Below are 23,077 nucleotides of genomic sequence, written 5' to 3'. Positions count from 1 at the left end.
AACTAACTAAGTTTTCATTATAGCTTAGATTCAATAAAAGTAATGGCTTGCGCGACAACTTCATCAATATTCATTGAAGTTGAATCTAATACTAAAGCGTCTTCTGCAGGACGTAATGGCGCGACAGCTCTATTGCGGTCTCGATCATCACGTTCTTGGATTTCGCTTAAAAGACGGTCAAATTTAACATCTAACCCCTTCTGTTGCAACTGCTTCATACGGCGATTCGCACGTTCTTCTGCACTTGCATCTAAAAATATCTTCACTTCAGCGCTTGGGAACACCACTGTGCCCATATCACGGCCATCAGCAATTAGGCCAGGCTGAGCAGAAAATGCACGTTGGCGACGTAATAATGCTTCACGTACTTGTGGCAACGCTGCAACTTTTGAAGCCGCCATTCCTGTTTCTTCTTTGCGAAGTTCAGCCGAAACATCCTCACCTTCAAGAATGACTTTAACAAGTTCGCCTTCCGCTTTAAATTGCACGTCTAAATTAGCGGCTAAAGGAACAAGGCCATCTTCTGAGTTTAAATCTACTCCGTGATGAATCGCAGCTAGTGCTAACACACGATAAATTGCACCGGAATCTAATAAGTTATAACCTAGCTTTTCTGCAAGTAACATACACAATGTGCCTTTACCTGCTCCACTTGGACCATCAACAGTAACGACTGGTGAATGAGTTGTCATGGAGTTCTCCAATTAATTATTGTGATTGGTTTCTACGGGCGCATTATACCCAAGTCAGATTATTTATATACTCTAGATTATTAAAAACTAAAAAAGCCCTGTGTTTTTTTACACAGGGCTAGTATCAACAAATCTTAAGCTTGTTTATTGATAATTAATTAGACACTCAGTTCTTTTAATTTTTCAAAATAGTCTGGAAATGTTTTTGATGTGCAGCCCGGATCGTTAATAGTGACTGGTGTATCACTTAATGCCACAAGCGAAAAACACATCGCCATACGGTGATCGTCATAAGTATCAATCGCTGCATGCTTTAATGATGTCGGTGGCGTTATCGTAATGTAATCCTCACCTTCTTCGACTTCTGCACCCACTTTTCTTAATTCTGTCGCCATCGCCGCTAAGCGATCTGTTTCTTTTACACGCCAGTTATATACATTGCGAATAGAGGTCGTGCCCTCCGCGAATAACGCTGCAGTCGCTATTGTCATCGCGGCATCAGGAATATGATTAAAATCCATATCCACGGCTTTTAGCTCACCTTTACGAGCAATAACATAATCATCACCCCATTCAATGTCAGCACCCATAGCCGCTAACGCATCAGCAAACTGAACATCGCCTTGAATGCTTTTTTTGCCAATTCCCGTGACTTTAACTGAACCACCTTTAATGGCTGCCGCCGCTAAGAAATAAGACGCTGATGATGCATCACCTTCAACAAGAAAGTCACCGGGTGCAACATACTTTTGATTCGCAGGCACAACAAACGTTTTATAATTTTGATTTTCAATCTCAACACCAAACGTCGCCATTATATCCAAAGTGATGTCTATATAAGGTTTTGAAACCAAGTCACCAATAATATTAATGGTCGTCTCTTGTGTTGATAGTGGTGCAGCCATTAAAAAAGCAGTTAGAAATTGGCTTGAGATTGAACCATCAATATCAACCGTTCCTCCGCTAAGGCCTGTGCCTTTTATTTTTAGCGGTGGATAGTTTTCATTTTCTAAATATTCAACATCTGCGCCTGCGGCTTTTAATGCAGTGACAAGATGCCCAATTGGACGTTCTTTCATACGAGGCTCACCAGTAAGGACAAACTCACCCTTACCTAAGCATAACGCTGCCGCTAATGGGCGCATTGCCGTTCCTGCATTACCAAGAAACAATTCTAATGCCTCATTGGGTTCAAAAGCACGACCTAAGCCTGTTACTTCACACACTGTTTTATCTTCGGATAATGTATATTCAACACCAAGTGCTTTTAGCGCATTAAGCATATGACGAATATCATCACTATCAAGCAGGTTGGTTAGTTTTGTTTTTCCAGATGCCAACGCCGCCAGTAACAATGCACGATTGGACACACTTTTTGAGCCAGGTAGGTTTATTTGACCATCAATTTTGGAAATTGGTTGAAGAGTTAAGCTTTCCATGTTTATGTAAAAATTCCTATACAAATAAATAATAACGCTATGCTCGGTATTTCACCTCATGATGACATAGCTGTTTCAGCTTTCATTGTTATTTTTTGTTATTCTTCATTCCTTCAGAGTAACGAAAACCAAAGCGTTGTACCAGAGGCAATGTCGTCTCTTTACTTAAAAATAATGAATACTTATTTCTTTTATTTATGACTATATATTTACAACAACTTGATTCAGATATGCACAGCGCTTTTCCTTCAATAGAAAGTGCATTAACCGAACCTGATGGATTACTTGCAATGGGAGGCGATTTATCTGCTAATCGTCTTATCAATGCTTACCAACACGGTATTTTCCCTTGGTATAGCGAAGGCGACCCTATTTTATGGTGGAGTCCTTCGATTCGAGGTGTCTTTTTACCTCGTCAATTCTCGCCATCTAAGAGTCTTAAAAAGTATTTTCGTAAATCCAACTATCGCATCACCATAAATACAGTAACTGAACAGATCATTGAATTATGTGCATCAACAAGAGGCCCCGAAGAAACTTGGATTATGCCTGAAATGATCTTTGCGTATAAACAACTAGCAGCATTAGGTTATTGTCACTCTGTTGAAGTATGGGAAAATGAAACACTAATTGGGGGATTATACGGACTTCAGATTGGCCAGATATTTTGTGGCGAATCTATGTTCTCATTAAAGACGAATGCTTCAAAAATCGCACTATGGAAATTTTGTGAGCATTTTTCCGCAGCCGGTGGTGAGCTCATTGACTGCCAAATGATGAACCCTCACCTCGAAAGTTTAGGCGCTACTGAAATGAATCGCTCTGAATTTAAAATGAAACTAGAAGAGCTTACCGACAAATTAGTCGCACCAAGCTGTTATGCACCACAATCAATAGGGAATAAACCGTAGCCATGAGTAAATTTTCTCTTCAAGTCGGACTTACTCCGGAAGGCACTTGCAGCTACCTTCCGGGGCAACAAGAACGATTAGGTGTAGCAATGGAGCAAGAACTGCATTCGCCTCTTGGTTATCAGGCGCTTATTCGTTTAGGATTTAGACGTAGTGGAGGCACGATTTATAAGCCAATGTGCAATGCCTGTAACGCTTGCCAACCTCTACGCATCAATACTAAGGAATTTGCACCTAGCAAAAGTCAAAAGCGTATATTAAATAAAATATCGTCATTCACTTATAAGTTAAAAAATGAGATGGATGAAGAATGGTTCGAGCTATATGACAGATACATCAGTACTCGTCACCAAACTGGCAGTATGTTCCCAGCAAACAAAGACCAATTCTTTGAATTTTCTCATGCCGAGTGGTTACCAAACCACTTTCTTCATATTTATGAAAATGACACGCTAATTGCTATTGCTGTCACAGACATTCTTAGCGATTCTATCAGTGCTATGTATACCTTCTTTGAGCCTCTACACCCGCTTTCTCTTGGAACCGTATCTATACTCATTCAGTTAAAATTATGCATTGAGCTCAATAAGAACTGGCTTTATCCTGGTTACCAAATAGACGATTGCCCAGCAATGAAATATAAAGATCGATATAAACCTAACCAAAAGCTAGTAAATATGGTCTGGCAAGGGTAAAATGCCCACCAAACTTTACATACATCATTTTTAAGGGCATTATTAGCCGCTTAAAAATCAGCCAAAGCTATCTATATAAAGAGGATTCAATGGCAAAAGAAGACGCAATTGAACTACAAGGCACGGTTCTAGATACTCTGCCAAACACAATGTTTCGCGTAGAATTAGAAAACGGTCACGTTGTTACAGCTCACATCTCAGGTAAAATGCGTAAAAACTACATTCGTATTCTTACTGGTGACAAAGTAACAGTTGAAATGACTCCTTACGATTTATCTAAAGGCCGTATCGTCTTCCGTGCTCGTTAATTTGTCATTTTTAGCAGATTAATTTTCAGTCTGCTTTAACATAATATAAAAAAACCCAGTCAATGACTGGGTTTTTTATTATCTAGATATCAATTAATGCACAGCTTCTGCTTCGCTGGTAAATTCAAATGCTAATTCACCTTTATTTAATTTAACGCGAACCGTACCACCATCTACTAATTCACCAAATAAAAGCTCATTTGCCATTGGTTTTTTCAAGTTTTCCTGGATAACTCTAGCCATTGGACGTGCGCCCATGGCCTTGTCGTATCCTTTCTCAGCTAACCATGCTTTCGCTTCTTTTGATACTTCCATTGACACACCACGAGCATCTAGCTGTACTTGAAGCTCGACAATGAATTTCTCAACAACAAGTGAAATCACATCTTTGCTTAAGTGTTCAAACCAAATAATATTATCTAAACGGTTTCTAAACTCTGGCGTAAAGACTTTCTTAATCGCAGCCATCGCATCAGTACTATGATCTTGTTGAATCAAACCAATTGATTTCTTAACCGTTTCTTGAACGCCTGCATTGGTTGTCATTACGAAAATTACATTTCGGAAATCCGCTTTACGCCCGTTGTTATCTGTTAACGTACCGTTATCCATGACTTGAAGTAACAAGTTAAAGACATCTGGATGTGCCTTTTCAAGTTCATCCAATAATACAACAGAATGTGGGTGCTTAATTACCGCATCTGTCAGTAGGCCACCTTGTTCGTAACCAACATAACCAGGGGGAGCACCGATCAAGCGGCTCACGGTATGACGCTCACCGTATTCAGACATATCAAAACGAAGAAGCTCAATACCAAGCGCTTTGGCTAACTGAACCGTCACTTCTGTTTTACCAACCCCTGTAGGGCCTGCAAATAAGAAAGAACCAACAGGTTTATTATCAGCACCTAAACCAGCTCGACTTAGCTTAATCGCTTCACATAAAGCATCGATGCCTTGATCTTGACCAAACACCAACATCTTAAGCTTATCATCCAGCTTTCTCAGAACATCTTTATCGCTTGATGATACCGACTTCTCTGGAATACGCGCCATCTTAGCAACCATAGACTCAATATCAGCAACATTGATGGTTTTTTTACGACGGCTGACTGGTGTTAAACGACAACGAGCCCCAGCCTCATCAATAACATCAATCGCTTTGTCTGGTAAGTGACGCTCATTAATATATTTCGCTGATAACTCAACCGCTGCACGAAGCGCTTTATTTGTATAACGAACATCATGATGCTCCTCATACTTACTTTTCAATCCAATAAGGATCTTTGTTGTGTCATCCAACGATGGTTCTAAAATATCTATTTTTTGGAAACGACGAGCTAATGCACGCTCTTTTTCAAAAATAGAGCTGTGCTCTTGATAAGTCGTCGAGCCAATGCAACGCAATTTACCACTACTTAATAACGGCTTAATTAAGTTAGCGGCATCAACTTGTCCGCCTGACGCCGCACCCGCACCGATAATCGTATGTATTTCATCAATGAATAATACCGCATGCTCTTCATTTTCAAGCTGCTTTAAGATGGCTTTAAAGCGCTTCTCAAAATCACCACGATACTTCGTTCCTGCAAGCAATGAACCTATATCTAATGAATAAATAATGCAGTCCTTAATTACATCAGGAACTTGCCCCTCAACAATACGCCAAGCAAGCCCTTCTGCAATAGCCGTTTTACCAACGCCCGCTTCACCAACAAGTAGTGGGTTATTTTTACGACGACGGCATAGCACTTGAATTGTACGTTCAAGCTCTTGATCACGCCCAATAAGAGGATCAATCCCTCCATTTTTCGCTACTTGATTTAAGTTCGTTGCGAAACTTTCTAATTTATCTTCTGAACTTGCTTCTACTGCCGTTTCAACATTATTTGATTCTGTATGTTCATCGCGATGCTCTGGAGCACCATGAGAGATGTAATTAACAATATCTAATCGACTAATGTCGTTCTTTTTAAGGAGGTATGCGGCATGTGACTCTTGCTCACTAAAAATAGCAACCAGAACATTAGCACCAGTAACTTCACTACGGCCTGATGATTGAACATGAAAAACAGCGCGTTGGAGGACTCGTTGAAAACTTAATGTTGGTTGTGTTTCTCGACTTTCATTATCGGCAGGAATTAAAGGTGTTGTTTGTGTTATGAATTCATCAATTTCAGTGGCCAATGCTTTTAAATCTGCATGGCTCGCTAAAAGAGCTTCTCGAGCTGATGGGTTCTCTAATAGAGCAAGTAATAAATGCTCTACCGTCATAAATTCATGACGCTTTTCTCGTGCACGAGCAAACGCACTGTTTAAACTCGCTTCTAATTCTTTATTTAGCATAGGAACCTCCCAAAACACCAAAAGATGGTGTAACGAACAAGCTTATACTTGCTCCATTGTACACAGTAGTGGGTGCTCATTATCACGCGAATACGTATTGACTTGCGCAACTTTAGTTTCAGCAACTTCAGCAGTAAAAATCCCACATACTGCTTTCCCTTCATAATGCACGGTTAACATTAATTGTGTTGCTTTTTCCAAATCCATGGAAAAAAATTTATCCAAAACTTCGACAACAAACTCCATCGGAGTGTAATCATCATTGTTTAAAACCACTTTATACATTGCTGGTGGTTTTAATCCTGTTTTCTCCAATTCTAGTACATCTGAATCAGGAGAAATCCATTCATATAATTTACTCATGTTGACAACTGATTAGTTAAATAGCATTTCTGATACATCAAGGTATCCCCTTACTATTGAGCCTAATCTAGACGAGGAGTTACATCAAACAAAAGATGTCAATTTAGAGTCTTTATCACTTAATTTCCTATTAATTGAATAGAAAATCATCGATAACAAATTAAAGAATAGAGCCTTTTTTTAGTTAACACCACTTTAATTTATCACATTGTTATTACTGATAATTATGTTAATCGCAAAAATGATATTAAGCGCAAATGTTAACAAAGTTAACAAAATGTTCTTGACTCCCTCTTTAGATTTAATACAGTGTACTTGTAGTGGTTATCAATTAAGCAGATTCTTAATTGATAAATATTATGCTAGGTAATTAAAAAATGCAGAGGGATGTATAGCATGGCAACAGGTACAGTAAAATGGTTCAATAACGCCAAAGGGTTTGGCTTCATTTGTCCTGAAGGTGAAGATGGTGATATTTTTGCGCACTATTCTACTATTGAGATGGATGGCTACCGCACACTAAAGGCAGGTCAATCTGTTACTTACGAAATCCACGAAGGGCCAAAAGGTTTTCACGCCAGTGAAATTAAACCACTTGAAGGTGAAGCGGTTAAATAACCTTACCTCGAGTCATTATCTTAAAGGTGAGGAATACTACTCACCTTTTTTGAACCTATCTTAATCATAAAACTTCACCCCTAATTACTTCCCCCTCAAATAGGTTATCACTTTGAAATATTTCTTGTCTTTTTTACTCCTCACTTTTGTTACTGGCTGCGTGTCCGAAACGTATCAAGAAAAAAGTACTGTAAATCTAGTGACCATTGGCAACATTAATGATGTCATCGCAGGCAAACGTACATTTGCTTGGCATCCGAATATCAATGCCAATTATTTAAATAGCACATTAAATGAAAACAATACTGAACAACGCTTCATCAAGTCACTAAAAAATGAATTAACAGAGAAAGGATTTATTTATACAGACAACCCTACATTCGCTGAATTTTATGTGGGCTATGGACTTGGCATTGAGAGTGCTATTAGTGATACGAAAATTTTAAATGAGACAGGATTACAGACAGGTTTACAGCCTTTAGATAATAAGAATGAAGCGGATAAAGCCAGTATATTTATTGCTGTATTTCTACCAAACCAAATCAATTCTTCTTGGAGTGTCTTAGCGCAAGGTTACACAAACACAGAGGATAATCGTAAAACAGCAATGGATGAATTACTTCACTTTATGTTTCATAGCTTGAATAAAACTTCGAATCCAAGCTAATACTATATTGTGTATAAAAAATTAAATTAACAATGAGTTAAGATGAACAACTAATCTCCATTTTCTTTCCCCATTCAGGTGGTAATTGAGCGTATGATTCAAACCTAGGATGCTCATCAAAGGGAGAGGCCAGCAACATAGATAATGTCTTAATCTCACTATAATCACCGTCTTTCGCTTTATTAATGGCTTGTTGAGCAAGATAATTTCTAAGAATGTACTTAGGGTTTACCCTTCTCATTTCTTTACCGCGTATCTCAGCACTCTTCTCTTCTTTCTCACATCGTGCCAAATATAGGTCAATCCAAAGTGTTGCGGCCTCTCTATCTAAAAACAAATCAATAATGGTTTGCTTATCTTGACCATCTAAATAAGACAACGTTCTCATAAACCGTGTGTAATCTACAGAGCTTTGTGACAATAATTCAAACATCGACTCAAATAATCGGCTATCTCCTTCTTGTTTAGAAAGTAACCCCAATTTCTTTCTCATTAGTTGACTAAAATAATGACCCAAGCGAGTTTCATACTTCTCTAAGGAGGATTCTAAATCTGATTTTTCAATCAATGACGAAAGAGAATGTGCTAATGCCGATAGATTCCATAGTCCTATTCTCGGTTGTTGATTAAACGCATAGCGACCTTGGTAATCTGAATGATTGCAAATATAGCTCGGTTCATAATCATCTAAAAAACCAAATGGGCCATAGTCAAACGTTTGCCCAATGATCGACATGTTATCTGTGTTCATCACCCCATGAGCAAACCCAACAGCCTGCCAATGTGCAATCATATATGCTGTTTTGTCTGCGATTTCATCGAACATTGCCGCATAGGGCTTATCTTCAGCTAAGCATTGAGGGTAATGCCACTCAATCACCTTATCCGCCAATAATTTCTGCTCTGCCAATAAATTGGAATAAAACAGATGCTCAAAATGACCAAATCGAACATGAGTCTCAGCCATTCGGATAAGTAAGGCTCCTGTTTCATAGCCTTCTCTAAAGACCGGGGTATCACTCGTCATCATACCTAATGCTCGTGTTGTTGGGATACTTAACCCAGCCATAGCCTCACTGCACAAATATTCACGAATAGTAGATCGAAGTACTGCTCTTCCATCGCCAGATCGAGAATAAGGCGTTAACCCTGCTCCTTTTAAATGAAGGTCAAAGCTGTTTCCTTCTTTATCCTTAATTTCAGCAAGTAATAATCCTCGCCCATCACCAAGATCAGGGTTATATCCACCAAATTGATGGCCTGCATATTTCATTGCTAATGGAGAGAAAACAGTAGGGACATGCTCACCAGAAAAAGAAGGAAGTAACTCAGTATTACTCTCAGGATCTTCAGGTAAACCAAACTGTGCCGCAAGATTACTGTTCCACATAACCCAACGTGTATTTTCCAACGGCGTTGGTTGAACATAAGTAAAAAAACTGCGAGGTAATTCAGCGTAACGAGTTGTAATTGAAAAAGCATTCCAAAAAGACATGAGAGTAATCCATTAACAGGGTAATGAACTAACGCTAACACATTGAAAAATTATATGATAGAAATGAAAAAAGCCGCACCAACCATAAGGTTAATGCGGCTTTTCCAATTTGGTACGCCCTGAAGGATTCGAACCTTCGACCACCTCCTTAGAAGGGAGGTGCTCTATCCAGCTGAGCTAAGGGCGCTCTATGGGGTAGAATTATACGAATATCCGTAAACAGATCAATCCTTTTCTTATCATTATCTTACTGAATGCTGAAAAATAAAGCAGATTGCTTATTGTTTGATTAAATATAAGTCTTTAACTTCATTCTCACTAGCATATTTATGGATACTGTTATTTTTATGACTTCATGAGCATGGGATGCAATCGTTTGCGTCTAGCTATTACTATTTAATTCTGAGACAATACGAACGTCAATCAGTCAAAGCCCTTGTATAGGATTATTATGACCGCTCAAAATATCGATGGAAAACTTATCTCCCAAACTGTTCGCTCAGAAGTTGGGGCTCGTGTTAAAGCTCGCGTAGAAGCCGGATTACGTGCTCCAGGGCTAGCCGTAGTATTAGTTGGACAAGATCCAGCCTCTCAAGTTTATGTTGGAAGCAAGCGCCGTGCTTGTGAAGAAGTTGGTTTTATTTCAAAATCTTACGATTTGCCAACCACCACAACAGAAGCTGAATTGTTGTCTATTATTGACACACTAAATCAAGACTCAGAGATTGATGGTATTTTAGTTCAACTTCCTCTTCCAGCAGGAATGGACAGCACTAAAATTTTAGAGCACATTGATCCCGAAAAAGACGTTGATGGTTTTCATCCATATAACGTTGGTCGACTTTCTCAACGCATTCCAAAATTGCGTTCATGCACACCTAAAGGCATCATTACCTTACTTGAACGTTACAATATTCAGGTACGTGGAATGCATGCGGTTGTTGTCGGCGCATCAAACATCGTTGGTCGTCCAATGACGCTTGAATTGCTGCTTGCTGGTTGTACAACCACAACCTGTCATCGATTCACTAAAAATCTTGAGCATCACATCCGTCAAGCCGACCTTATTGTCGTTGCCGTTGGTAAACCAAACTTTATCCCAGGAGAGTGGATCAAAGAAGGTGCTGTCGTAGTCGATGTAGGTATCAACCGTTTAGACTCAGGTAAGTTAATCGGTGATGTTGAATACGACGTAGCAAAAACAAAAGCAAGCTACATTACTCCTGTTCCTGGTGGCGTTGGTCCTATGACAGTTGCTAGTCTTATTGAAAATACATTACTTGCCTGCGAGCAGTTCCACAGTAAATAACTGAACTAATGATAAAATCATCAACTGGTGAACTTTTCAAAGTTCGCCTTTTTTATATCTGCGCACTGCCACATTTCTTGATTAATTTTCATGCTATTTTTAGTTTTTTCTTGGACAAAATAAGGGTTTAGTAACTAACCTTATATAGAAGCTAAATTAAAAAACGGATGACAAGAGGAAATGGATATGAGTATTTTTGACCACTATCAAGCCCGTTATGAAGCGGCAAAAGATGAAGAGATGTCACTGCAAGATTTCTTGGCCATATGTAGTAATGACAAAAGTGCTTATGCTAATGCAGCAGAAAGACTCCTTATGGCGATTGGCGAACCTGAAGTCATAGACACTGCACTTGATCCTCAGCTTAGTCGTATTTTTTCTAACCGAGTTATTTCTCGCTATGAGAGCTTTAAAGACTTCTACGGGATGGAAGAACCAATTGAACAAATTGTGTCTTATCTTAAGCATGCTGCTCAGGGTCTTGAAGAGCGCAAACAAGTGCTCTACTTATTAGGGCCGGTAGGTGGCGGTAAATCATCGATTGCTGAAAAACTAAAAAGCTTAATGCAGAAATTGCCTATTTATATATTAAGTGCCAATGGAGAACGAAGCCCTGTAAATGATCACCCTTTCTGTTTGTTTGATGTAATAGAAGATGGTGAATTACTAAAAAAAGAATACGGCATCGAACCTCGTAACCTACGCTCAATAATGTCTCCATGGGCAGCAAAAAGATTACATGAATTTGGTGGCGACATAACTAAATTTAAAGTAATCAAAATACATCCATCAATTCTCGAGCAAATTGGGATAGCAAAAACTGAACCTGGAGATGAAAACAACCAAGATATATCCTCTCTTGTTGGTAAAGTAGATATTCGTCAATTGGAGCATTATGCACAAGATGATCCTGATGCTTATAGTTATTCAGGATCCTTGTGTAAAGCCAACCAAGGCTTAATGGAGTTTGTAGAAATGTTTAAAGCACCAATTAAAGTGCTTCATCCTCTACTAACAGCAACCCAAGAAGGTAACTTCAACGGCACAGAAGGCTTATCTGCACTGCCCTTTGATGGCATGATTTTAGCTCATTCGAATGAATCAGAATGGCAAACCTTCAGAAATAACAAAAATAATGAGGCCTTTCTAGATAGGGTTTACATCGTAAAAGTCCCTTATTGTTTGCGTGTATCTGAAGAAATTAAAATCTATCAAAAGCTATTGGAACACAGTGAACTATTCCATGCGCCTTGCTCACCAAGTACTTTGGATATTTTAGCTCAGTTCTCGATACTGTCTCGTCTTAAAGATCCCGAAAACTCCTCACTGTTTTCTAAAATGCGCGTTTATGATGGTGAAACCTTAAAAGACACAGATCCAAAAGCCAAAAGCTACCAAGAATACCGTGACTTTGCTGGAGTTGATGAAGGAATGTCTGGGCTTTCAACACGATTTGCCTTTAAGATCCTTTCACGCGTATTTAACTTCGACCAAACCGAAGTCGCAGCAAATCCCGTTCATCTGTTTTATGTTATTGAACAACAAATTGAACGAGAACAATTTGCTCAAGATATTGCTGATAAATACACAGAGTTCGTTAAAGGTTTCTTAGTCCCTAAATACGTAGAGTTTATTGGTAAGGAAATTCAAACCGCTTACCTAGAATCTTACTCTGAGTACGGACAAAACATTTTTGACCGTTACGTCACCTATGCAGATTTTTGGATTCAAGACCAAGAGTATCGAGATCCTGAAACAGGACAGCTTTTTGACCGTTCAGCACTCAATGATGAGCTCGAAAAAATTGAAAAAACAGCAGGAATAAGCAACCCGAAAGATTTTAGGAATGAAATCGTCAACTTTGTACTTCGTGCTAAAGCCAATAATAATGGACAAAACCCAACCTGGACCAGCTACGAAAAATTGCGTGTCGTTATCGAAAAGAAAATGTTTTCAAACACCGAGGATTTACTTCCTGTCATCTCCTTTAATGGAAAAACCTCCACTGACGATCAGAAAAAGCACGATGATTTCGTGGCTCGTATGATGGAAAAAGGCTACACCAAAAAACAAGTCCGTCTATTAGCAGAATGGTATTTACGTGTTCGAAAATCGTCATAATTATTATAACAGGATGTTACAGCCCATCATCAAGATGGGCTAAACCGATAACATTTTGACTAAGTTGATGTCTATATAAATAGATTAAAACTTAATTGAGGTGATATGAATTAGGAGGGCAATATTATGGCTCAATTTATTGACCGAAGGTTAAATGGCAAAAAGAAAAGCACCGTCAATAGACAGCGCTTTATTCGTCGCCACAAAGACCAAATTAAACGTGCGGTTTCCGATGCTGTAAATCAACGTTCAGTAACCAATACTGAGAGCGGTGAAAGCATTTCGATCCCTAAAGGGGATATTTCTGAGCCAGTTTTTCACCAAGGGCAAGGAGGCATTCGTGAACGAGTTCTTCCTGGTAATGATCAATTTATTAAAGGTGACAAAATTGAACGACCACAAGGAGGAAATGGTGGAGGTGCAGGTGCTGGAGATGCCAGTGCAGATGGCGAAGGTGAGGATGAATTTAGTTTTCAGATCTCAAAAGACGAATACTTAGACATTCTATTTGAAGAACTTGAATTACCTAATCTTGAGAAAAACCAAGTTCAAAAAATAACTGAATGGGAAACACACCGAGCTGGTTATCAAACCGCTGGGGTTCCTTCTAATATCGATATTGTTCGTTCATTACAGCAATCTCTTGCTCGACGTACTGCGATGACCGCAGGAAAAAAAAGACTGCTAAATGAATTAGAGCAAGAGTTAGAATACATTAAAGCCAGCGAGCCTAGCCGCCCACTTGCTATTCGAAAAATGCAGGAAGAAATAGAAGCGTTACGGGAAAAAATCAAACACGTTCCCTATATCGACTCTTTTGATTTACGTTATAAAAACTACGAAAGAACACCCATACCATCAAGCCAAGCTGTGATGTTTTGTTTAATGGATGTCTCAGGCTCAATGGATCAAGCGACCAAAGATATCGCTAAACGTTTCTATGTACTCCTTTATCTGTTCCTTACTCGTACCTATGAAAATGTAGAAGTGATTTTTATACGCCATCACACCCAAGCAAAAGAAGTTAATGAGCATGACTTTTTTTACTCTCAAGAAACGGGCGGAACCATGGTTTCAAGCGCACTTAGACTGATGAAAAAGATTGTTGCTGAGCGCTTCCCAAATAACGAATGGAACATCTATGCCGCTCAAGCATCAGATGGCGATAACTGGGCTGATGACTCACCCAAATGTAAAGAATTACTGACTGCTTCTATTTTACCTACCTGTCAGTACTACTCTTATATTGAGATCACCAAACGTCATCATCAAACTCTCTGGACCGAGTATGAAAAAGTAACACAAGGGTTCGATAACTTCGCCATGAAAAACATTCGTTCAATTGAAGATATCTATCCAATATTTAGAGAGCTGTTTCAAAAACAACTGGCTTAGGAGGCAAGAATGAAAAGGACAACAAAGCTACCTGATGGGCCAGATTGGACCTTTCAAATGCTAGAACAGTATCATGTAGAGATTAAACGTGTAGCTAAGCATTATCGCTTGGATACCTATCCAAACCAAATTGAGATCATTACTGCCGAGCAAATGATGGATGCCTACTCCAGTGTCGGTATGCCTATCAATTATCATCACTGGTCATTTGGAAAAAAATTTATCCAAACAGAACAAAATTACAAGCACGGACAAATGGGATTGGCCTATGAAATAGTGATCAACTCATCCCCCTGCATTGCTTATTTAATGGAAGAAAATACCATTACCATGCAAGCTTTAGTCATGGCACACGCCTGTTATGGTCATAATTCTTTCTTTAAAGGCAACTACCTTTTTCAAACATGGACAGATGCGAGTTCTATTGTCGATTATTTACTTTTTGCTCAACAATATCTCTCTAAATGCGAAGAAAAGTATGGGGTTGATGAAGTCGAAAAAATTCTCGATTCTTGTCACGCTTTGATGAATTATGGGGTAGATAGATACAAGCGCCCAGAAAAAATCTCAATTGCAGAAGAAAAAATCCGCCAAGAAGACAGAGAAGCCTACCTTCAGTCTCAAGTAAATGACCTATGGCGAACCGTACCAAAAGCCAAAGAAGAAAATACCGAAGAAAAGATCCGTTTTCCTTCTGAGCCACAAGAAAACATTCTATATTTTATTGAAAAACATGCGCCTCTTCTGGAGTCATGGCAACGAGAAGTAGTTCGTATTATTCGAAAGATAAGTCAATATTTTTACCCACAAAAACAGACACAAGTGATGAACGAGGGCTGGGCAACGTTTTGGCATTATACGATTCTTAACCATCTTTATGATGAAGGCTTAGTATCTGAAAAGTTTATTCTCGAGTTCTTACACAGCCATACAAATGTCGTTGCTCAGCCTAGCTACAACAGCCCTTACTACAGTGGTATCAACCCTTACGCTCTTGGTTTTGCTATGTTCCAAGACATTCGTCGAATTTGTGAAGATCCAACCGATGAAGACAAGGAATGGTTTCCTGATTTAGCAGGCAGTGATTGGCTCGATGCGGTTCACTTTGCAATGCATAACTTCAAAGATGAGAGCTTTATTAGCCAATATTTATCCCCGAAACTTATTCGAGAATTTAAGCTATTTTCTATTTTAGATAATGATAAAAATAAACATATCGAGATTAACGCAATTCATGATGAAAGTGGTTATCGAGAGATCAGAGAAAAATTAGCGGCTCAATATAACTTAAGTAATCTTGAACCCAATATTCAGGTGTGGAATGTTGATGTTCGTGGGGATAGATCGTTAATTCTTCGTCATATTCCACATAACCGTATCCCTTTAGATAAAGGTCATGAAGAAGTAATGAAGCATCTTCACCGTCTATGGGGGTTTGACGTTGTTCTAGAAGAGGTTATTTCATTTAATCGCGCAGAAATTATCTGCTCTTGCCCAAAACGTAATTATTACAATACCAGTATTTAATACCAATCGTAGTAACGCCCTAGCGGTTAAATAGAAAAAGCCTTGAGATATCGCTATCTCAAGGCTTTATTTTATCTACCGACTATTTATATGTAATCGATGAATTATAGTGATGCTAATGCTGCATTTAATGTAGCACTTGGACGCATTTCTTTCGCTGCTAGTTCAACAACAGGTTGGAAGTAACCTCCCACATCCCCTGCTACGCCTTGCGCTGCATTTAACTCATCAACAATATTAGTTTCATTAGACGTTAAGATTTCAGCTAATGAACCAAAGTAAGCTTGAAGCTCTGCATCTTTGGTTTGTACTGCAAGCTCTTGAGCCCAGTACATTGCAAGATAAAAGTGACTACCACGGTTATCTAGCTCACCTACACGACGTGATGGCGATTTATTTGTTTCAAGGAATTTAGACGTTGCGGCATCTAATGTGTCTGCAAGGATTTGTGCTTTTGCATTACCTGTTGTCACACTTAAATGCTCAAATGAAGCAGCAAGCGCTAAGAACTCACCTAAAGAATCCCAACGTAAATGGTTTTCTTTTTCGAACTGTTGTACGTGTTTTGGCGCTGAACCGCCCGCACCCGTTTCAAACAGACCACCACCATTCATAAGAGGGACAATAGACAGCATTTTCGCTGATGTACCAAGCTCTAAAATTGGGAATAAATCCGTTAGGTAATCACGTAACACATTACCTGTTACTGAGATCGTATCTTCACCTTTAATGATGCGCGCTAATGTATATTCTGTTGCTTCTACAGGTGAAAGGATTTGAATATCAAGACCTGCTGTATCGTGATCTGCAAGGTAGGTATTTACCTTCTTAATCAGTTGAGCATCATGAGCACGGTTTGCATCAAGCCAGAAAACAGCCGGTGTTGCTGTAGCACGAGCGCGATTTACCGCTAATTTAACCCAATCTTGAATTGGAGCGTCTTTTGCCTGACACATACGCCAGATATCACCTTCACCAACAGAATGCTCAATCAAGGCGTTACCAGCACCATCAATCACTCGTACCGTTCCTGCTTGAGGAAGAATGAACGTCTTATCATGAGAACCGTATTCTTCTGCTTTTTGAGCCATCAAGCCTACGTTTGGCACAGAACCCATCGTTGTTGGATCAAATGCACCGTTTGCTTTACAAAATTCAATCACAGATTGATAAACACCTGCATAACAACGATCTGGGATCATCGCTTTCGTGTCTTTAAGCTGACCATCGGGTCCCCACATACGACCAGAAGTACGTAGTGCAGCCGGCATAGAAGCATCAATAATCACATCACTTGGTACATGGAGATTAGTAATACCACGATCTGAATCAACCATTGCAAGTTCTGGTTGGTATTCATAAACGGCAGCTAAATCCGCTTCAATCGCTGTTTTTTCTGCTTCTGGCAGTGAGGCGATTTTAGAGTAAACATCACCAATACCATTGTTTGCATCAACGCCTAATTTTTCAAAAGTCGCTGCGTGTTTTTCAAATACATCTTTGTAGAACACTTTTACAGCGTGACCAAAGATTACTGGGTCCGATACTTTCATCATGGTGGCTTTCATGTGCAGAGAAAGTAACACATCTTCTTCTTTGGCTTTTTTAGTTTCCGCTTCAAAGAATTCAACCAATGCTTTCTTACTCAAACAAGAGCCATCAATGATCTCTTTATCTTTTAGTACTAACCCTTCTTTAAGAACAGTGATATCACCATTTTCAGCCACAAACTCAATACTTACATTCGTTGCACCATCAATCGTTACTGATTGCTCACTTGAGTAAAAATCGCCTTCACTCATGCTTGCAACGTGTGACTTAGAATCAGCAGACCAAGCCCCCATTGAGTGTGGGTTATTACGAGCGTATTGCTTAACTGCACCAGGCGCACGGCGGTCAGAGTTACCTTCACGTAGTACCGGGTTTACTGCCGAGCCTTTAATTTTATCGTAAACCGCTTTAACGGTTTTTTCTTCATCTGTTTTTGCTTCTTCTGGGTAGTTAGGCAGAGCATAGCCTTTTGCTTGAAGCTCTTTAATTACCGCATGAAGTTGAGGAATTGATGCACTGATATTTGGAAGTTTAATGATATTTGCTTCTGGTGTTTTTGCTAATTCACCCAGTTCCGCAAGAGCATCACCAATGCGTTGCTCTTCTGTAAGATACTCTGGAAAGTTTGCAATAACACGGCCCGCAAGTGAAATATCGCGTGTATCAACATCAATATCTGATGATGCTGCAAATGCTTGAATAATTGGAAGAAGTGAATGCGTCGCCAGTGCTGGCGCTTCATCAGTGATGGTGTAGATAATCGTAGATTTTTGCGTTGTCATTTAATTTCCCTATTTAATCCACAAAACCCATAACAAAACGTATAATAGGCTTTGTAATTTACCGACTTTATTTTTATTAGTCTCTTGTTTCACGCGCGTACTATAGCGAAAAGCGGCGAACTTTAAAACTAAACGCCACAAAAGCTTTACAATTTTGCAAGGTAGTTAACATGACATTCAAGCGTTCCCCTAATTGGAAAAAACCAGCCTTTAAGAAAAAAACGGCTCAAAAACCACGCCCTGCACCAAAAGATCGTAAAGTCCTTATCTTTAATAAACCTTTTGATGTATTGAGTCAATTTACTGATGACCAACATCGCCAGACGCTCGCAGATTTTATTTCAGTAAAAGATGTTTATGCTGCTGGTCGCCTTGATCGCGATAGCGAAGGTTTATTAATCTTGACCAATGATGGTGTCCTGCAAGCGCGATTAACTCAGCCAGAATCTAAATCGCCAAAAACCTATTGGGTACAAGTTGAAGGCGCTCCTACTGAAGAAGATTTAGAGAAGCTTCGCCAAGGTGTAGAGCTAAAAGATGGCATGACACTTCCAGCAAAAGTGGAAGTAATGGCAGAGCCTGACGTATGGGAGCGCAACCCTCCTGTTCGATTTCGAGCGGCCATTCCAACCACGTGGATTGCGATAACGATTATTGAAGGCCGTAATCGTCAAGTTCGACGCATGACAGCACATATTGGTTTTCCTACATTGCGTTTAATTCGCTACTCAATGGGCGATTGGACCATTAAAGATGTAGAACATGGTACATGGAAAGAAGTATCACTTTAAAAACAATTGATTAATATGTAATAGAAACGTTAATTTATGCTACCTGTTTGGTGCTTTTTAAATTAGACTGATCACATCAATTATAAAAATAAAGGCATCATTATGAATACTATGATTAAAGCAGTAGGGATTGCTAGCGTACTGCTGTTAAGTGCTTGCGCTCCAGCAGACAGAGCTGACATTAACTCGACAGAATTAACTAATGAGCACTATAAAAACCAAGAGAAACAGCAGCAAAACTGTATGTTAACTGGTGAAATAGGGTGTGCTGATTAAGGTATTACTTTATACAAAAAGGCCTGATAGCTTCAACACTATCAGGCCTTTTTATTTCAACATCAAAGACAATTACTGCCTATTAATATTGAGATTATTCATCGCCCATAAAGCTCATATCAGGTAATGATTCTAAGTTTTCTTTATAACGCTTTTGATTAAACTCTGCGCCATTCTTCATTACATCAAACACTTCAATAGCAAGTGCACACGCCATCATTTCAATCGCTTCTTCACGCGGATTACCCGTCATCACTAGGCGCATTAATGTTTCTTTTACCGCGATTGGGCTGCCATCTTCAATTTGATTCTTTACGGTTTCAATCAGTGTTTCTTCAGTCATGAAATCGTCTTGTTGATCTGTCATCTTACTTCTCGCTTAATAATTTCGTCTACTATGCCATAAATGGTTAAAAAAGTAGTTTAAATAATAAATTCGCTCCCCAATATGTACTCTATATACAGCAAAGTCATTAATATAATTATGTGATTTTACTCTCGGATCTGTCACCAGCATATTCTTTCTGTTAGAATCTGCCTCAAGTTTTATTAGTGGTGTTAAAGAATGTCAGACAACAGCCAAAAGAAAGTCATCGTCGGTATGTCCGGTGGTGTGGATTCTTCAGTATCAGCCTATCTACTTCAGCAACAAGGATACCAAGTTGAAGGTCTTTTCATGAAAAACTGGGAAGAAGATGACAACGAGGAATATTGTACAGCAGCCGAAGATTTAGCCGATGCACAAGCGGTGTGTGACAAATTAGGTATCCACCTTCACACCATTAATTTTGCATCTGAATATTGGGACAACGTTTTTGAATATTTCTTAGAGGAATACAAAGCGGGTCGTACGCCAAACCCTGATATTCTATGTAACAAAGAAATCAAATTTAAAGCTTTCTTAGAGTTTGCTGATGAAGTACTTGATGCTGATTTCATTGCAATGGGTCACTACGTTCGTCGTACCTTCCCAACAGCAGAAGAAATCGCAAATGGTGTTAAACCACAAATGCTACGTGGTTTGGATTCAAACAAAGATCAAAGCTACTTCTTATACACATTAAGCTCTGAGCAAGTTGCTCGCAGCCTATTCCCTGTTGGTGAACTAGAAAAACCAGAAGTACGCCGCATTGCTGAAGAGCAAGATTTGATCACAGCGAAGAAAAAAGATTCTACTGGTATCTGCTTTATTGGTGAGCGTAAATTCACTGAATTCTTAGGTAAATACCTACCAGCACAACCAGGCAATATCGAAACCCCTGAAGGCAAAGTGATTGGTCAGCACCAAGGTTTGATGTATCACACTTTAGGTCAACGTAAAGGTCTACACATTGGCGGCACCAAAGGCGGCGGCGGGAATGAAGACCCATGGTTTGTTGGTGAGAAAGATTTAAAACGTAACGTGTTAATTGCCGTTCAAGGTAAAGATCACCCATTACTGAAATCTCAGGGCCTACTAGCGTCTCAACTTCACTGGGTTGATCGCGAAGTAATTAAAGCACCATTGAGCTGCACAGTAAAAACACGTTACCGTCAAACCGATATCCCTTGTACGATCATCCCTGTTGATGATGAAAACATTAAAGTGATTTTTGACGAACCGCAAATTGCAGTGACTCCTGGTCAATCTGCTGTTTTCTACTTAGGCGAAGTATGTCTAGGTGGCGGTATTATTGAAGAGCGTATTTAAGGAGCTAATACGTGGCGAATACTTTATTTGACAGAACCATTGCATTTGCAGGCATCTGCCAAGCAGCAAGCCTAGTACAAAAAATCGCGAAAGATGGGCACTGTGATCAAGCTGCGTTTGATACTGCTATTCAATCTATTTTAGAAACCAACCCAAGTAATACGCTAGCCGTATACGGCAATGAAGCTAACTTGCGCGTTGGTTTAGAATGTCTGGTTCAAGACTTTGACAATACCCCATCAGGCAGTGAGTTAACTCGCTACCTGATCAGCTTAATGGCACTAGAGCGCAAACTTGCTGGCCACCGCGATGGCATGAGCAAGCTTGGCGAACGCATTAGTACCATTGAGCGTCAACTTGAACATTTTGATATTCATGACGAACAAATGCTAAGCAACATTGCCAGCATTTACTTAGATGTGATCAGCCCAATGGGACCTCGCATTCAAGTCACTGGCACACCGTCTATTTTACAACAACCAATGACACAACATAAGGTTCGAGCATTATTACTTTCTGGTATTCGCTCAGCCGTATTATGGCGTCAAACGGGGGGCAAACGCCGCCACTTAATTTTTGGTCGTAAAAAGATGGTAGAGCAAGCAAAAATAATTTTAGCTCGAATTTAAAATTAAAGCCTGTTTATAATAAGCAGGCTTTATCCACTAACCTTTATTACACATCTAGGAGATTTACATGGAATTGTCAGCATTAACTGCTGTTTCACCTGTAGACGGTCGCTACGGAAGTAAAACAATTTCTCTACGCAGCATCTTTAGTGAGTACGGCTTACTGAAGTATCGTACTGTTGTTGAAGTTCGTTGGCTTCAAAAATTAGCAGCTGCGCAATCGATTGCGGAAGTAGCTACATTAAGCGCAGAAGCGAATCAATTCTTAGATGACATCGCAGCAAACTTCAGCGAAGAAGATGCTATGCGTATCAAAGACATTGAGCGCACAACAAACCACGATGTTAAAGCTGTTGAATATTTCCTAAAAGAAAAAGTAGCTGACGTTCCTGAGCTTCATGCTATCAATGAATTCATTCACTTTGCATGTACTTCAGAAGACATCAACAACACATCTCACGCTCTAATGCTTAAAGAAGCACGTGATACGGTGATTCTTCCTGAAATCCGTAACGTTATCGATGCTATTAAAGCATTAGCTAACGAATACCGTGATGTTCCTCTTCTTTCTCGTACACACGGTCAGCCAGCTTCTCCATCAACAATGGGTAAAGAAATGGCTAACGTTGCATACCGTATGGAACGTCAATACAAGCAAATCGAAAACGTTGAAATTCTAGCTAAAATCAATGGTGCTGTAGGTAACTATAACGCTCACCTTTCTGCTTACCCAGATGTTGATTGGCATGCATTTAGCGAAGAGTTCATCACTGAATCTCTAGGCGTTAACTGGAACCCGTACACAACTCAAATCGAACCGCATGATTACATTGCTGAGCTATTTGATGCGATTGCACGTTTCAACACTATCCTACTTGATTTTGACCGTGACGTATGGGGCTACATCGCTCTTGGCCACTTCAAACAAAAAACGATTGCAGGCGAAATCGGCTCTTCAACAATGCCGCATAAAGTTAACCCAATCGATTTTGAAAACTCTGAAGGTAACCTAGGTCTTGCTAACGCTATCTTTAGCCACCTAGCACAAAAACTGCCTGTATCTCGCTGGCAGCGTGACCTAACTGACTCAACGGTTCTTCGTAACCTAGGTGTTGGTTGTGGCTACGCTATCATTGCATACACGTCGACTCTAAAAGGCATTAGCAAATTAGAGATCAACCGTGCTGCACTTGAAGCTGAGCTAGATAAAAACTGGGAAGTTCTTGCAGAACCTGTACAAACAGTAATGCGTCGTTACGGCATCGAAAAGCCATACGAAAAACTAAAAGAACTGACTCGTGGTAAACGTGTAGACGGCGAAGGCATGCGTGCATTCATCGACGGTTTAGAAATCCCTGAAGATGAGAAAGTTCGTCTAAAAGAGATGACACCAGCAAACTACATCGGTCAAGCTATCGAGCTAACTGACAAGCTGTAATCTTTACGGTTATTTTTAACCAGATAGATTAACA

The 23,077-nt window shown here is 39.6% G+C and carries 21 protein-coding genes and 1 tRNA gene; 14 read left to right on the top strand and 8 right to left on the bottom strand.

The features are described 5' to 3' along the window. Positions 1-17 precede the first annotated feature (17 nt). Both cmk and aroA read right to left on the bottom strand, forming a co-directional pair. Positions 18-692: a (d)CMP kinase gene (cmk, locus tag F8B77_RS07115; protein ID WP_130044224.1), complete on the bottom strand. Its 675-nt coding sequence runs from the start codon at positions 690-692 to the stop codon at positions 18-20. Positions 693-850: 158 nt separating this feature from the next. Then, entirely contained in the window at positions 851-2,131 is a 1,281-nt protein-coding gene (gene aroA, locus F8B77_RS07110) for a 3-phosphoshikimate 1-carboxyvinyltransferase (protein ID WP_151654774.1), read from the bottom strand. A gap of 197 nt (positions 2,132-2,328) precedes the next feature. Here aroA and aat point away from each other — a divergent pair, with 197 nt between their 5' ends. From aat to infA, 3 genes are all read left to right on the top strand, one after another. Beyond that, positions 2,329-3,042 (top strand): leucyl/phenylalanyl-tRNA--protein transferase, encoded by a 714-nt coding sequence (gene aat, locus F8B77_RS07105; RefSeq protein ID WP_130044222.1) that lies wholly within the window; start codon positions 2,329-2,331, stop codon positions 3,040-3,042. Between the two features lie 2 nt (positions 3,043-3,044). Continuing rightward, positions 3,045-3,737: an arginyltransferase gene (locus tag F8B77_RS07100; protein WP_151654773.1), complete on the top strand. Its 693-nt coding sequence runs from the start codon at positions 3,045-3,047 to the stop codon at positions 3,735-3,737. 89 nt (positions 3,738-3,826) lie between these two features. Then, entirely contained in the window at positions 3,827-4,045 is a 219-nt protein-coding gene (gene infA, locus F8B77_RS07095; protein ID WP_005420180.1) for a translation initiation factor IF-1, read from the top strand. 93 nt (positions 4,046-4,138) lie between these two features. On the opposite strand, the gene clpA is transcribed toward infA, so the two are convergent. After that, the gene (gene clpA / locus F8B77_RS07090; RefSeq protein WP_151654772.1) at positions 4,139-6,391 is read right to left on the bottom strand and encodes an ATP-dependent Clp protease ATP-binding subunit ClpA; all 2,253 of its coding nucleotides are present in this window, start codon (positions 6,389-6,391) and stop codon (positions 4,139-4,141) included. A gap of 42 nt (positions 6,392-6,433) precedes the next feature. Further along, entirely contained in the window at positions 6,434-6,754 is a 321-nt protein-coding gene (clpS, locus tag F8B77_RS07085) for an ATP-dependent Clp protease adapter ClpS (RefSeq protein ID WP_130044219.1), read from the bottom strand. Between the two features lie 396 nt (positions 6,755-7,150). On the opposite strand from clpS, the gene cspD reads away from it, so the two are divergent. Beyond that, on the top strand, positions 7,151-7,372 hold the full coding sequence (gene cspD / locus F8B77_RS07080; protein WP_130044218.1) for a cold shock domain-containing protein CspD: 222 nt from the start codon (positions 7,151-7,153) through the stop codon (positions 7,370-7,372). A gap of 124 nt (positions 7,373-7,496) precedes the next feature. Then, on the top strand, positions 7,497-8,039 hold the full coding sequence (locus tag F8B77_RS07075) for a DUF4136 domain-containing protein (RefSeq protein ID WP_244298226.1): 543 nt from the start codon (positions 7,497-7,499) through the stop codon (positions 8,037-8,039). Between the two features lie 37 nt (positions 8,040-8,076). Here the strand turns inward: F8B77_RS07075 and F8B77_RS07070 are convergent, their stop codons facing one another. Beyond that, complete coding sequence (locus F8B77_RS07070) at positions 8,077-9,534, bottom strand: protein adenylyltransferase SelO (RefSeq protein WP_151654770.1); 1,458 nt, start codon at positions 9,532-9,534, stop codon at positions 8,077-8,079. Between the two features lie 110 nt (positions 9,535-9,644). Further along, positions 9,645-9,721 (bottom strand) — tRNA-Arg (locus tag F8B77_RS07065). A gap of 264 nt (positions 9,722-9,985) precedes the next feature. Between F8B77_RS07065 and folD the strand changes: the two genes are divergently transcribed. The 4 genes from folD to F8B77_RS07045 all read left to right on the top strand — a co-directional run bounded on the left by folD (position 9,986) and on the right by F8B77_RS07045 (position 15,886). Next, entirely contained in the window at positions 9,986-10,843 is an 858-nt protein-coding gene (gene folD / locus F8B77_RS07060) for a bifunctional methylenetetrahydrofolate dehydrogenase/methenyltetrahydrofolate cyclohydrolase FolD (protein WP_151654769.1), read from the top strand. A gap of 186 nt (positions 10,844-11,029) precedes the next feature. After that, entirely contained in the window at positions 11,030-12,964 is a 1,935-nt protein-coding gene (locus tag F8B77_RS07055; protein WP_151654768.1) for a PrkA family serine protein kinase, read from the top strand. Positions 12,965-13,090: 126 nt separating this feature from the next. Beyond that, positions 13,091-14,359, top strand: a complete 1,269-nt coding sequence (locus F8B77_RS07050; protein ID WP_151654767.1) for a YeaH/YhbH family protein — start codon at positions 13,091-13,093, stop codon at positions 14,357-14,359. A 9-nt stretch (positions 14,360-14,368) separates the two neighbouring features. Next, positions 14,369-15,886 carry a SpoVR family protein gene (locus F8B77_RS07045; protein ID WP_151654766.1) on the top strand — a complete coding sequence of 506 codons (1,518 nt, stop codon included), beginning with the start codon at positions 14,369-14,371 and terminating at the stop codon, positions 15,884-15,886. Positions 15,887-15,990: 104 nt separating this feature from the next. Here F8B77_RS07045 and F8B77_RS07040 read toward each other — a convergent pair whose 3' ends face one another. Next, positions 15,991-18,219 (bottom strand): NADP-dependent isocitrate dehydrogenase, encoded by a 2,229-nt coding sequence (locus tag F8B77_RS07040; RefSeq protein ID WP_151654765.1) that lies wholly within the window; start codon positions 18,217-18,219, stop codon positions 15,991-15,993. A gap of 170 nt (positions 18,220-18,389) precedes the next feature. Here F8B77_RS07040 and F8B77_RS07035 point away from each other — a divergent pair, with 170 nt between their 5' ends. Further along, a complete protein-coding gene (locus F8B77_RS07035) occupies positions 18,390-19,010 on the top strand; it encodes a pseudouridine synthase (RefSeq protein WP_130049184.1) in 621 nt (206 codons plus the stop codon). Between the two features lie 102 nt (positions 19,011-19,112). Next, positions 19,113-19,286, top strand: coding sequence for a hypothetical protein (locus F8B77_RS07030; RefSeq protein WP_054776060.1), 174 nt, complete (start codon positions 19,113-19,115; stop codon positions 19,284-19,286). Between the two features lie 94 nt (positions 19,287-19,380). On the opposite strand, the gene F8B77_RS07025 is transcribed toward F8B77_RS07030, so the two are convergent. Further along, positions 19,381-19,653: a hypothetical protein gene (locus tag F8B77_RS07025; protein WP_065595803.1), complete on the bottom strand. Its 273-nt coding sequence runs from the start codon at positions 19,651-19,653 to the stop codon at positions 19,381-19,383. Positions 19,654-19,851: 198 nt separating this feature from the next. On the opposite strand from F8B77_RS07025, the gene mnmA reads away from it, so the two are divergent. The 3 genes from mnmA (at position 19,852) to purB (ending at position 23,043) form a co-directional block, all read left to right on the top strand. Then, entirely contained in the window at positions 19,852-20,976 is a 1,125-nt protein-coding gene (mnmA, locus tag F8B77_RS07020) for a tRNA 2-thiouridine(34) synthase MnmA (protein WP_130044209.1), read from the top strand. A gap of 11 nt (positions 20,977-20,987) precedes the next feature. Further along, complete coding sequence (hflD, locus tag F8B77_RS07015; RefSeq protein ID WP_151654764.1) at positions 20,988-21,605, top strand: high frequency lysogenization protein HflD; 618 nt, start codon at positions 20,988-20,990, stop codon at positions 21,603-21,605. Positions 21,606-21,672: 67 nt separating this feature from the next. Next, the gene (gene purB, locus F8B77_RS07010) at positions 21,673-23,043 is read left to right on the top strand and encodes an adenylosuccinate lyase (RefSeq protein WP_151654763.1); all 1,371 of its coding nucleotides are present in this window, start codon (positions 21,673-21,675) and stop codon (positions 23,041-23,043) included. Positions 23,044-23,077: the final 34 nt, after the last annotated feature.

Source organism: Aliivibrio finisterrensis (assembly GCF_008933155.1).
GTDB classification, from domain to species: domain Bacteria; phylum Pseudomonadota; class Gammaproteobacteria; order Enterobacterales; family Vibrionaceae; genus Aliivibrio; species Aliivibrio finisterrensis.
This window is presented reverse-complemented; position numbering and strand designations above follow the sequence as displayed.